At 67.0% G+C, this 13,217-nt stretch carries 7 protein-coding genes; 1 reads left to right on the top strand and 6 read right to left on the bottom strand.

The window, feature by feature from the left end:
- Positions 1-2: 2 nt before the first annotated feature.
- A complete protein-coding gene (locus ACYVN4_RS39465; RefSeq protein ID WP_460728403.1) occupies positions 3-221 on the top strand; it encodes a hypothetical protein in 219 nt (72 codons plus the stop codon).
- Between the two features lie 168 nt (positions 222-389).
- Here the strand turns inward: ACYVN4_RS39465 and ACYVN4_RS39460 are convergent, their stop codons facing one another.
- The 6 genes from ACYVN4_RS39460 to ACYVN4_RS39435 form a co-directional block, all read right to left on the bottom strand.
- Positions 390-668 (bottom strand): hypothetical protein, encoded by a 279-nt coding sequence (locus tag ACYVN4_RS39460; protein WP_460728401.1) that lies wholly within the window; start codon positions 666-668, stop codon positions 390-392.
- Between the two features lie 199 nt (positions 669-867).
- On the bottom strand, positions 868-1,239 hold the full coding sequence (locus ACYVN4_RS39455; RefSeq protein ID WP_460728399.1) for a hypothetical protein: 372 nt from the start codon (positions 1,237-1,239) through the stop codon (positions 868-870).
- A 120-nt stretch (positions 1,240-1,359) separates the two neighbouring features.
- Positions 1,360-1,848 carry a DUF6301 family protein gene (locus ACYVN4_RS39450; protein WP_460728397.1) on the bottom strand — a complete coding sequence of 163 codons (489 nt, stop codon included), beginning with the start codon at positions 1,846-1,848 and terminating at the stop codon, positions 1,360-1,362.
- Positions 1,849-2,274: 426 nt separating this feature from the next.
- Positions 2,275-2,745, bottom strand: coding sequence for a hypothetical protein (locus tag ACYVN4_RS39445; protein WP_460728395.1), 471 nt, complete (start codon positions 2,743-2,745; stop codon positions 2,275-2,277).
- Between the two features lie 232 nt (positions 2,746-2,977).
- The gene (locus ACYVN4_RS39440; RefSeq protein WP_460728393.1) at positions 2,978-3,763 is read right to left on the bottom strand and encodes a MerR family transcriptional regulator; all 786 of its coding nucleotides are present in this window, start codon (positions 3,761-3,763) and stop codon (positions 2,978-2,980) included.
- A gap of 155 nt (positions 3,764-3,918) precedes the next feature.
- Positions 3,919-13,217 (bottom strand): amino acid adenylation domain-containing protein (locus tag ACYVN4_RS39435; RefSeq protein ID WP_460728391.1); only part of this gene is annotated, 9,299 nt, incomplete at its 5' end.

Genomic DNA, 13,217 nt, shown 5'->3' with positions numbered 1-13,217 from the left:
ACATGTGGCTAGGCATAGCACTCACGATCATCGGCGGTGTAGTCGTCGTGATCGTGCTCGGCGCACTGATCTACTTCGAGATCGAGTTCCGCCTAGCACTCCGCAGACTCCCGAAGGAGCGCCGCGCCCGACGAGAAGCATTGCGCCGCCTGAAGGTTCCGGAGTACCCGATCGACGAATTCAAAGGCCCCGCCGGGGTCCCACCAGAGGTCGGCATGTAGCAGAATCGCCGGTCCCGAGAACGAGTCACTGACCTCAGCCCACAGGTGCTGCAGGACAGCCGGATCGAAGCCGACGTGGAACGGGGAGGTACTGCGAGGATCGGGGTCGCGCTTGGGTGTTGGGTTGCGGGAAGTTCGGACAGCCAGACGCACTGTCTTGTGGTCGTACTATCCTGTGCCGGATCCGTGCATGTTGCACGCGTTGTAGGTCGGGTCCCAGTACATATTTCCGGTGCAGCCGTGCAATAGGTTGGTGAGCCAGAAGGTCGCCGACCCGGTTCCCGATCCTGTTGATGTCCCCGGCGTGGCCGTCGTGGTCGCCGCGACCGATGCGGCGGTGAGGGGTGTGGCAACGGCCGCGCCCTTGACCACGGCCAGTCCGGCGAAAAGCGCAGCCGCGGCGAGCGATCCGCGAAGCAGTGTTCGATTGTCGTTCTTGGACACCATGAGTCCCCCCATCCCGAAGAGATAACGCCCCAACCCTAGCGATTCCGAATAGCGTATATTTCACATCACATGCCCCCACTTCAATGGGCAATGCTCGTCGAGCGGCGCATATTGGAAGCCAGATCGAGCAAATCCCGTCCAGGGTGTGCGCCGCGCCTTGGAAGATCGACTGGCCGTGTCGATTCGACGTCGACACTCGCTAGCGAGTAACCCGAGCAAATATTGGCGGAATCCCGGTTGCAGGATCGCCGAAGCATTGCAGGCCGTATTCGGCCGCCAGTTCAGCGACGCCCGCAGCCACCTCGGCTGCTCGAGACCAGTCGATTGCGAGACTCAGCACCGGGCCGTTCGCGCTTCCGGTCACTGTCGCCGCCCAAGGGCTGCCTTCGTTCTCGATATCTGGCCAACGCTGCAGCAGCGCTTCGACGAAGCCAGCAATGGTCTCGCTCGGTGGTTGCAGTCTTCCGACCCGCACATCCAAATAGCACGTTGCGATGCCACTGAGGATGACGCCCAGATCGTCGTCATCCCGCGGCCGGTCGCCTTCCCACACCACCACGTCATAGCCCACGAGACGCACTATGCCCTTCGGCACCGACACATTCACCAAGGCCGAAGATCAACGAGCCGAGATCATCTCGGCCCGCGGATCGCACCACCATGCCGACGAGCGCGCAATGTGGAGTTCGGTCTAGAACTTCCAGATTCGAGGGACCTGCTCTGGCACGTCGCGAAGCCGTTGAGATTCCGGGTTCACGAGACAGAGGTCCAACGACCGCTCCATCACACCGAGGAAAATCACGACATCCGGGAGATACCAACCCGCCCTCGGTGCCTCGCCGAACACCGTTCTGGTGGGCGGGCCGAACTCCCCTTCAATGCGAGCATGGATTTCTTCGTACCCATCACCGATCGCAGCACTCACCGCATCGTCCACCGTGTCTGGGATATCCGACACCCACACCATGATTTCCCGAACGCTGCCATCGGTGATGGACACATCTGCTCGAGGTCGGTTGACGCCGAGGTTGGTCGCCAAACGGGCGCCCTTCGGACGCCGACGGGTCACCTGCCAATCGAGGGCCTGACAGAACCTCACAAGGTCGGCGTCCGTCCAACTCCAGTTGAAACTCGCTGCGGTCCGCGCGATTTCCACCGCGCCATCGATCTCCACATGCATGTTCGAGTCGCCCTCTGTAGTTCTATGACGGGCAAATCCTACCGACAGTCGTTGCCCATGGCTGATCGCAATTGCCGTCCTGTAATGCCGCATACGGCGCTGATCGTGGCCAGCGCAAGCTGTCGGCGGCGAGAACGTCCTCGCATGCCGAATGTCGAGTGGCACAAAATGGAGGACAAACCAGCCGAACATCTCCAGGATGTGCCACTCGGCGATGAGATATCTTCTGGTGCTGATGATTACGACCTCGGTATTGCTGGGAAGGTGTGGGATCGGCGGCGGTCGGCGAGCGCCCGAGGATCCGGAACTGCCGCTGATCGCTCGGTTCGAAGGGCACCCGGTGCGGCACAGGCCCTGACGAATTGCGGAGATGATCACGGCGTCGTGAATGGGATCCCAGACCGCACACCAGGCCCCGCTGAAGGCTTAGAGTCGGTCGGCCAGCAGCACCACACGGTCGGCGCCGGGGTCGAATCCCAGGACCAGGAATCGGGAGCTGAAAGAGTCGAACTCTGAGCACATGAGCACAGGTTTGCCCAGCCGCCGCCCGATCGCGTGCAGGAAGTCGCACAGAATGTCCACCCCGGCTTGGCTCTGCAACTCGCGAAGGTCGAAATCGATCTCGCCGGGCCGAGGACGAAAGATGATTTGCACGTTCGGCACTGGCCAGACCTGCAGTGTCACGCACTCGGCATCGTCCGGTCGGGACAACACCTCCGCGGCAGCGGGCAACTCCTGCTTGCGATCACCCTCGCGGTACTCCCAGGCCCACCCCTGCGAACGAATCAGGTCGAACACCGCTTGCCAGTCTTCGACCGATGCCTCCTGGACGTACACATCCGGTAGGGAACCCATCATGTCGGGGTCGAATAGCTCCTCGACATCACACCACTGCAAATCCGGGATCCCGACATGCTGCCAACCAGCGCATCGAAGCGCAGCCCGAATTCGTGGTCAGGCGAAGGAATCTCGTTCTCGGCCCCGCCACTCGGGCGCCCACAAGGCACCGGCTCCATGCCTGCACTTCGAACGCCCTGCCTTGCCGCTGAACGCACTGGCCGAACTGGTCGGTATGGAGGGTTGGTGACCGGAAATCGGGGCGGGGTGTGGGTGGGTCGTGGGCCTCGGTCTAGATGACGACTCGGAAGGTTTGGGTGGCGATCAGGTAGGCGGCGGTGGGCGAGGATCGGTTCAGGGTGAAGGATGTCTCGAAAGGGCGAGAGTCTGGGGCTTCGCTCCGTGTGAGATTTCCGGTGACCCGGAGTTGCGCAGAGACATTGGTGTCCGACTGGACGTCGATCGCGTTGACGTTGTATGCGGCGTGCGGGAATTGGGTGAGCTGCTCGATGATCGCTGTTGGGCCCGTGTACGGAGTGTCTCCGACTTTGAGTTGCGCATTGTCGGCATACCAAAACTCCAGTGCGCCTTGCTGGGCTGCGAGTTGCGCGAAGTAGAGGGTGGTGAATGCGTTGGCAACTTCTTGGGTGAAATATTGCTTGGCGGTGTTGTCGGTCATGACGGTCCTCCTGATCAAACCCAGGAAGTGATCCGAAGAGATGTCGGGGCGGTTTTCCGCTGTTGTCGCCAGTGCCGCAACGAGGGTGTACAGGTCCTGTGTCGCAATCAGCTGAGCGGCCAGATAATCGCGATGTGCGGCCAATACCCTCGCCATGGGCACGGTGCCCGCGAGGACGTTGGCGATCTGGTCCAATCCCAGACCTAGCTGGCGTAGGGCCAGAACTTGATATAGGCGCTGGACATCGGATTCGGTGTAGAGCCGGTGACCGGTGTTGGTGCGCCCGGCTGGGCGGACCAATCCGATGCGGTCGTAGTGATGCAGCGTTCGAACCGTGAGTCCGGCCTCGGCCGCGAGCTCACCGACCTTCCACACCTGCTCGATTCCCGTCTCGCCCATCCGCTTTCATCTCACTTCCACCGGCGCACCTCGCGCTGGTAGCGCCGACGGTAGGACCTGACGTTACGTCAGGAGCAAGCCGAAGCCCGAGATGTGTTGGTGTGGTGGCTCGCCGGTGACGAACCGCTGTGGGTTCGTCACCGGCTGGCGCGGGGCTAGCTGGAGATGGTGCGGATTTCTTCGCCGGCTTCGTCGGTGGGGTCGCCTTCGACGGTGAACCAGTGGGTTACTTCGCCGTCTTCCAGGTCGGCGGCTAGGTCGCCGGAGGGGAGGACGGAGAGGGCACCGGCGGTGGCCGAGGCTAGGAATTCTCCGATGGCGGGGAGGCCGGTGGAGGACAACGTGAAGGTGGTTGATTCGTAGTCGATTTCGTTGTCTGCGCGGAGGGTGGCTGCGCGGTCCAGGGCCTCGGACTGGGTGAGGGTGGCCCAGGTTTCGGCGTGGCGGTAGATGAAGGCGGGGTCGGATTCGGAGAGGGGGCGGACTCGGTCGGTGTAGGAGACCGGGTGGGCCGGGCGGGTGGCGAGGTCCGCCTGGACCTTCGGGTCGGAGGGGACGAGCCAGCGGACGGAGCTTGCTGCGGGCTCTTGGGCGATGCCGAAACCGGCTCCGGCGGCGAGGATTTCGCCGAAGGAGAGGCCGTTGGCGTACAACACCGCCGCGCCCGCCTTGTGGATGGCCCAGACCGCCACTACCGCGTCGACGGTGTGCGGGAGGGCTACGGCGACGATGTCGCCGGGGCCTGCGCCGCGGTCGATGAGGAGGCGGGCGAGCTGGGAGCTGCGGCGGTCCAGGACGTGGTAGGCGATTTCCTGGCCGTCGGAGAGCAGGGCGGGGGCCTGCGGGTCCTCTTCGACTACTTCGGCGAGCACGTTGGCCACGGTGGCGGTGCCGACGCGGGCGGCGTCGACGGCCGAATCCGCAGGGGTGACGGTGCTTTCCGCGAGGATGCGGGCACGTTCACCGGCATCGAGGATGTCGATGTCGCCGACCAGGCCCTCCGGGTCGCCGAGCAGTGCCTCGAGGATGCGGTTGAACCGCGCGGCCAGGGTGGCCACCTCGTCGGCGCTGAAGCGGCTGGCGAGGTAGCGCATCGAGATGTCGATGCTCTCGCCCGCCATCACGACCAGGCTCATCGGGTAGTGGGTGTTGTCGTTGATGCCGACACCACTGACCGACATGCCGTCGATGGAGCTGGCCGCCGCGATGGCGTCCTTGTCGACCGGGTAGGACTCGAACGCCATCATGGTGTCGAATTCCGCTCCGGCACCGGCCAACCGCTGAATCTCCGGCAGTCCGATGTGGTGGTGCTCGAGCAGTTCGGCCTGATCGCTCTGGACCCGCTGCAGCAGGCCCGCGATGCTCAACCGGTCATCGACGCGGATGCGCACCGGCACCGTGTTGATGAACAGACCCACCATGGATTCCACGCCCGGCAGGTCGCCGGGGCGGCCGGACACGGTCGCGCCGAACACCACGTCGCTGCGCCCGGTGAGGCGGCCGACCAGCACTGCCCAGGAGGTCTGGATCAGCGTGTTGAGCGTGACGTTGAGTTCCCCGGCGCGCTTGGCGAGCGCGCGGGTGCGTTCGGCATCGATATCCAGGGTGTGGCGGCCGATTTCGTAGTTCTCGTCCCGGGTCGGGGCGGGTGCGAGCGCGGTCGGCTCGCTGACCCCGGCCAGGGCGCGACGCCACGCCCCGAGGGATTCGTTGCGGTCCCGCCCGGCCAGCCAGGCCAGGTAGTTGCGGAACGACGCCACCCGCGGCAGCGCCGACAGGTCCCCGCGCACCGCGTACAGCACCAGCAGGTCGCGCATGAGCAGCGGCATGGACCAGCCGTCCACCAGGATGTGGTGGGTGGTGATCACGAGGTGCACCAGCTCGTCGTTGATGCGGAACACGGTGAACCGCATGAGCGGCGCGGCGGACAGGTCGAAGTGCTCGGCCTGCTCGACGGCGATCAGCTCCCGCATGCGCGGATTGCGTTCGGCCTCCGGCAGATCCGTGAGATCGATGACCTTGAACGGGGCCTCGACCCGGTCCAGCACCACCTGGTGGGCTTGACCGTCGGAGTCGGTGACGAACGCGGTCCGCAGGCTCGGGTACCGGTCGAGAATGGCCTGCGCGGCCACCTTCAGCCGGTCGATGTCCACCACACCGCTCAGGTCGAGCACGGTCTGAATGGTGTAGACGTCCACCGTGTTCTGGGTGAGCATCGCGTGGAACAGCAGACCCGACTGCAGCGGCGAGAGCGGCCACACGTCCGACAGCGCCGGGTAGGACTTCTCCCACACCTCGATATCGGACTGGCCGACCCGCACCAGCGGCAGATCCGACGGCGTGAAGCCACCGGCCTCGGGCCGCTTGGTGTGCGTGGCCAGCGCGGTCAGCGCCGCCACGAACAGGTCCGCGAACTCCTGCACCCGTTCCCGCTCGAGCAGCCCGCGCGGGAAGGAGAAGGCGGCACCCAACTGCGGGCCGTCCTCACCGTCGGTGACGATGGCATTGATGTCGAGGGTGGCGTTGGCGGGCATGTCGGCGTCCATGTCGCCGTCGAGGCGACCCAGGTCGTCGACGGGCACCCAGCCGAGTTCGGCCATGCCCTCGGGCACCTCGCCCGCCGACATGCGGCCCAGGTAGTTGAAGCTGATCTGGCCGACATCCCGCAGCTGCGAGCCGGTTTCGGGGTTGAGGTAGCGCAGCAGACCCCAGCCCAGACCCTTGTCGGGCAGCGCCAGCAACTGTTCCTTGACCGATTTCACGATGTCGCCCAGGGCTTTTCCGCCCGCGAACGCTTCGGTGAGGTCGGCGTCGTGCAGATCCAGTCGCACCGGGAAGGCGGCGGTGAACCAGCCGACCGTGCGCGAAAGATCCGCGCCCGCAACGATTTCCTCTTCGCGGCCGTGGCCTTCGAGCTTGATCAGCGCGGAGCCGCCCGCGGTCTGGCCACGCCAGCGGGTGACCGCCATGGCCAGCGCCGTCAGCAGACCGTCGTTGACGCCACCGCGGTACAGGCCCGGGACAGCGGTCAAAACAGCTTCGGTGACCGAGGCCGGCACGCTGACCTCGATGCGCTCGAGCGTCGAGAACGTGTCGACCTTCGGATCGAACGCCCGTGAACCCAGCAGCGGATCCGGCGTCTCGGTAACCCGCTGCCAGAACGGCATTTCCGCGACCCGCTCCGGATTGCGCGACTCCTCGACGAGGGCGTGCGCCCAGCGCCGCAGCGACGTCCCGGTCTCGGGCAGCGCCAGCGGCTGATCGAACGCGATCTGCGACCACGCCAGACCCAGGTCCGGAATCAGGATGCGCCAGGAGACACCGTCGACCACCAGGTGGTGGGCGATGATCAGCAGCACATCGCGACGCACGCGCGTCTCGTCGGGGCCGCCGAAGGCGAACCAAACGAACTGCGCCATCACGGCATTCGCCGGATCCAGGCGGCCGAGCGCGGCATCGAATTCGATGCTGCCGACCCGGGTCAGCTCCTCGTCGGAGACATCCCCGGCCAGCTCGACTCGATGCACCAGCGCGTCGACATCGACGTCACCCCGCGGCAGCACCTCGAATTCGAAGCCGTCCGTGGCGTTCCCGCGCAGTCGCGACCGCAGCACATCGTGGTGATCGAACACCGCGGACAGCGCCCCGACCAGCGTCTGCCGGTCGATGCCGTCGGGCAGTCGCAGCGGCATGGTCTGCGAGAACCGTTCGAACGACGACCCACTCGACAGCGTCGCGTGCATGATCGGCGTCAGCGGAATCTCGCCGACCCCGCCGCCCGGCAGCTCGGCCAGCTTGACCTGCTCGGTCTCCCCGCGCAGCGTCGCGACCTCGGCCAGCCCGGCCGGGGTCCGCTTGTCGAATACGTCGCGCGGCGAGAACACGATGCCGCGCGCCTTGGCCGCCGAGACCAGCTGAATCGACAGGATCGAGTCACCGCCGAGCGCGAAGAACGAGTCGTCCGCGCCGACCTGCTCGGCCCCGAGCAGCTCCGCGAAGACCTCCGCGATGGCCGCTTCCATTTCGGTGACCGGAGCGCGGAAGTCGCGCGCGGTGAACACCGGTTCGGGCAGCGCCCGGCGATCGAGCTTGCCCGCGGGGGTCAACGGGATCGCGTCGAGAACCGTGATCGCCGTCGGCACCATGTATTCCGGCAGTCGACCGGCGACATGCTCGGTCAGAGCAGCGGTGTCGATGGTCTGACCCGGCACCGGCAACACATAGGCCGCGAGCACGGTCGCACCGGCAGCAGTCTTGTGTCCCACGGTGACCGCGAAGTCCACGGACTCGTGCGAGACCAGCGCCGCGTCGATCTCCCCCAGTTCGATGCGGAAACCACGCACCTTGACCTGGAAGTCATTGCGGCCCACGTACTCCACGGTGCCGTCTGCGGTCCACCGCACGACGTCACCGGTGCGGTACATGCGCTCACCGGCCGCGTACGGGTCGGCGACGAACCGCTCGGCACTCAAGCCGGGCCGCTCGTGGTAGCCACGCGCCAGCTGAATACCAGCCACGTACAGCTCACCCGCGACGCCGACCGGCACCGGACGCAACCGCGCATCCAGCACCATGGCCCGCATGCCGCGAATCGGTCCACCGATGGTGACCGGCTCACCCGCCGCCAGCGCGCCACTGATATTGGTGGCGACGGTGGCCTCGGTCGGGCCGTAGGCATTGTGGAACGCGCGGGTCGCGCCGTCCCGCAGGGTCCCGTCGGGAATCGGAACCGCCCACTTGGCGACCACATCCGGCGACACCGCTTCACCACCGGCGACCAGCACCCGCAGCGAATCCAGCCCCTTGGGATCGAAGGTCGACAGCGCCGCCGGGGTGATGAACGCGTGCGTGACCCGCTCGCGCTGCATCAGCTCCGACAGTTCCGCACCACCGAAGACGCCCGGCGCGACGACCACCATGGTGCCGCCCGCGCCCACGGCGAGCAGGAATTCCAGGATGGAAGCGTCGAACGACGGCGACGCGAAATGCAGTGTCCGCGAACCGGAGTCGAGCCCGTAGCGGACCACCTGCTCGACCGCGAAGTTGGCCAGACCGGCGTGGGTGACCACGACGCCCTTCGGCACACCCGTGGTGCCCGACGTGTAGATCACGTAGGCAACATGTTCCGGCCGGACCGGAGCCCACCGCTCGGTGTCGGTGACGGGTTCGGCCGAGTGCGAGGCGATTTCGGCCTGCACCATCGGATCGTCGAGCGAGATCCAGCCCGCCAGGCTCTTGACCGGCGGCAGCCCCTCGAGCTCGGCGTCGACGGTCAGACCCAGCACCGCGCCGGAGTCGTCGACCATGTGCGCGATGCGATCGCCCGGGTAGGACGGATCGACCGGCACGAACGCCGCACCCGACTTGGCGACGGCCCAGATGGCCAGCACCGATTCGAACGAACGCCGGATGGCCACGGCCACACGGGTTTCCGGCCCGGCCCCGCGCTCCATGAGCACGCGCGCCAGGCGCGAGGAGGCCGCGTCGAGTTCGGCGTAGCCGAGACCCTGCCCGTCGAAGACGACCGCCTCGCCGACCGGGTTGTTGGCGACAGCATCGGCCAGCAGCTCGGGCAGCGTGCGCGGCGCGATGGCCGGTCCGCCGGTGCGCGAGATCAGATCCGCGCGCTCGTCCTCGGCGAGGATCGACAGGTCGCCGACCGGGACGCGCGGCGCGGCGACGATCTCGCCGAGCAGTCGGGTGAACCGCTCCGCGAAGCCCTCCACGGTCTCCTGATCGAACAGGTCACGGGCGTAACCGAATTCGGCATACATGCCCTGACCCGGCTCGGCCTCGGTCAGCGTGAGCTGCAGGTCGAACTTGGCGACCTCGTTCTCGAACTCGACCGCCGCGACCCGCAGCGCGGGCAGCTCGAAGGAGCTGTCGGGCAGGTTCTCGAACGACAGCGCCACCTGGAACAGCGGGTGCCGCGCGGTGGAGCGTTCCGGGTTGAGCAGCTCGACGAGCCGCTCGAACGGAATGTCGGCGTGCGCGAACGCCTGCAGGTCACTGTCCTTGGCGCGCGCCAGCAGCTCGGTGAAGCTCTCGCGTCCCGTCACCTCGGTGCGCAGCACCAGGGTGTTGACGAACATGCCGATCAGGTCGTCCAGCTCGGCCTCGCCACGGCCCGCGATGGGCGCGCCGATGGCGATGTCGGTGGTACCGGACAGTCGAGCCAGGAAGGCCGCGAGCGCCGTGTGCACGACCATGAACATGGTCGCGTTATTGGTGCGCGCGATCTGCTGCAGCCCGCGGTGCAGATCGTTGCCGATCGGGAACAACACCCGGCCGCCGCGGAAGGACTGCGCATTGGGGCGCGGCCGATCCGAGGGCAGGTTCAGCTCGTCGGGCAGGTCGGCCAGCGCGGTGCGCCAGTAATCGGCCTGCGAGGCAATGAGACTGGTGGCGTCGTCCTCGGCACCGAGCAGCTCGCGCTGCCAGATGGAGAAGTCGGCGTACTGCACCGGCAGCGGAGCCCAGGCGGGCGCGACACCGGCGGCGCGGGAGGCGTAGGCCACCATGACGTCGCGAGTGAGCGGGCCCATGGACCAGCCGTCGGCGGCGATGTGATGGGTGACGAAGACGAGCACGTGCTCGACCGCGGCGGCGGAGCCGCCCATGGACTCCGTGCTGCCGTCGACGCGGAACAGCTTGGCGTGCACCGGAACCTCGACGGTCACGTCGAACCCGGTACCGATGACCGCGGCGATCCGCTCGGTCACCGAGTCCACCGACACCACGATCGGCGTCAGATCCGGAACCGCCTGCGCGGCAGGCACGATCGCCTGCGTCGCCGCACCGTTCACCTGCGGGTAGATGGTGCGCAGCGTCTCGTGGCGTCCGATCACATCGGCGACGGCCTGCTGCAGCGCCTCCACATCCAGCGCACCGGTCAACCGCACCGCGACGGGCACGTTGTACGCGGCCGAGGCGGTGTCGAACTGGTTGAGGAACCACATGCGCTGCTGTGCCAGCGACAGCGGCACATTCTCCGGACGCGGTCCGGCGGTCAGCGCCTTGCGATCTCCCGCTCCGGCATGCTGCTCGACCTTGGCGGCCAGCCCGGAGACGGTCGACGCCTCGAACACGGCACGCACCGGCACCCGCGCATCCAGGGCCGCGCCGATACGCGCGGCGACCTGGGTGGCGAGCAGCGAGTTGCCGCCGAGGGCGAAGAAGTCGTCATCCGCACCGACCCGCTCGACACCGAGCACGTCCGCGATGACGCCCGCCACGATCTCTTCGATCGGCGTGGACGGGGCACGGAAGGCCGTGGTCTCGAACTCGGGCTCGGGCAGTGCCTTGCGGTCCAGCTTGCCGTTCACATTGAGCGGCAGCGCCTCGAGGACCACGAACGCCGACGGCACCATGTAGGACGGCAGCGCCGAGCTCAGCGCCGACTTCACCAGCGGCACATCCACACCCGAGCCGGTCGGCACCAGGTAGGCGACCAGACGGTCACCCGTGCGGGCATCCTGCTTGGCGATCACGGCGGTCTGCGCGATCTCCGGCAGCGCGAGCAGCGCAGCCTCGATCTCACCCAGCTCGATACGGAAGCCACGGATCTTCACCTGGAAGTCGGTACGACCCCGGTAATCGAGCTCGCCGTCATTCCAGGCGACAAGGTCGCCGGTGCGGTACATGCGCTCGCCCACCGCGAACGGGTTGGCCACGAACCGATCCGCCGTCAGATCCGGACGCGCGAAGTAGCCGCGTGCCAGCTGCGCACCGGCAAGATACAGCTCACCGGCGACACCGTCGGGCACCAGGTTCAGACGTGCATCGAGGACGTAGACCTGCGAATTCCATTCCGGCACACCGATGGACACCGCGCCGGAGTCGGCGTCGGTAACCCGGTGGCTGGTGATGGACACTGCGGCTTCGGTCGGACCGTAGAGGTTGAACAGCCCAGCGTCCGGGTTCCCGGTGCGAAAGCGCTGCGCCACGGATGCGGGCAACGCCTCGCCGATGGCCAGCACGCGACGCAGCGAATCCGTCAGCGTCCCTTCGGCTTCGGTGAGCAGCGAGTCCAGCATGGACGGCACCACGTGCAGCGTGGTGACCCGTTCGCGAGCCATCAGCTCGTTGAGGTACGCCGGATCACGGTGTCCGTCAGCGGAAGCGATGACCAGACGACCACCGGACACGGCGGCCGACCAGAACTCCCACACCGACAAGTCGAACGTCGCGGCCGTCTTGAGCAGCACCGCATCATCCGCGCCGAGCCCGAATTCCGACGTCTTCCACTGCAACTGGTTGGCGATCGCCGCATGCGGCAGCGCCACACCCTTCGGCCGACCGGTCGAGCCGGAAGTGAAGATGACGTAGGCCGTGTGCTCGGGCCGCAGCGGGGCGACCCGCTCGAAATCGGTGACCGGGCCGAGGTTGGCGCCGGCCGCGATCTCGTCCATCCGCACCAGCGGCGCGACATCGGTCGAGAACTCGGCGTCGGCATTGGTCAGCACACACACCGGCGCGGCGGTTTCCAGGATGTACCCGGTCCGCTCGGCAGGCTGATCCGGATCCACCGGCACATACGCACCACCGGCGACCGACACCGCGTACATCGCCACGACCAGATCCACCGAGCGCCGCAGCGCCAGCGCCACCCGTGCCTCCGGGCCCACGCCCAGCGAGATCAGGTGCCGGGCAAGTCCGTTGACCCGTGCGCCGAGTTCGGCGTAGGTCAGCGTCTGCCCGTCGGGCCCGATGAGCGCGATCGCGGTCGGCTTGGCCGCCACGGTCGCATTGAGCATCGAGACCAGCGTCGCGCTCGAATCCACCTGGTGCGCGGTCGCATTGCGCGCCTCGAGGATCTCGGTCCGCTCGGCCGGGGCCAGTAGCTCGATCGCCCCGACCGTGGTGCGCGGTGCGGCGACGATGGCGCGCAGCAGGTGCACGAATCGTTGCGCGAAGCCGTCCACGGTGTCGCGGTCGAAGATATCGGTGGCGTAGGTCAGGATGCCCGTGATGCCCTGTGCCGCACCGTCTTCACCGTAGATGTCGGAGACGATGAGGTGCAGGTCGAACTGCGACAGCTCGGTGTCCACGTCCAGGCCGGACACGCTCAGCCCCGGCAGTTCCAGGGTGGAGCGGGTCAGGTTCTGGAAGGACAGACCCACCTGGAACAGCGGGTGGCGCGCGGTGGAGCGGGCCGGGTTGAGCACCTCGACCAGGCGCTCGAACGGCACGTCGGCGTTGGCGTAGGCCTGGATGTCGGTCTCGCGCTGGCGCGCCAGCAGAATGTTGAACGGTTCCCCGCCGTCGACCTGGGTGCGGAACACCAGTGTGTTGACGAACATGCCGATCAGGTCGTCCAGTACGGCCTCGCCACGACCGGCCATCGGGGTGCCGATGGCGATGTCGTCGGAGCCCGACAGGCGCGAGAGCAGGACCGCGAGCGCAGTGTGCACGACCATGAACAGCGTCGCGCCCTCGGCGCGCGCCAATTCGA

Source organism: Nocardia heshunensis (assembly GCF_054782115.1).
The sequence above is the reverse complement of the archived record's forward strand: the minus strand, read 5'-3'. Positions and strand labels throughout refer to the sequence as shown.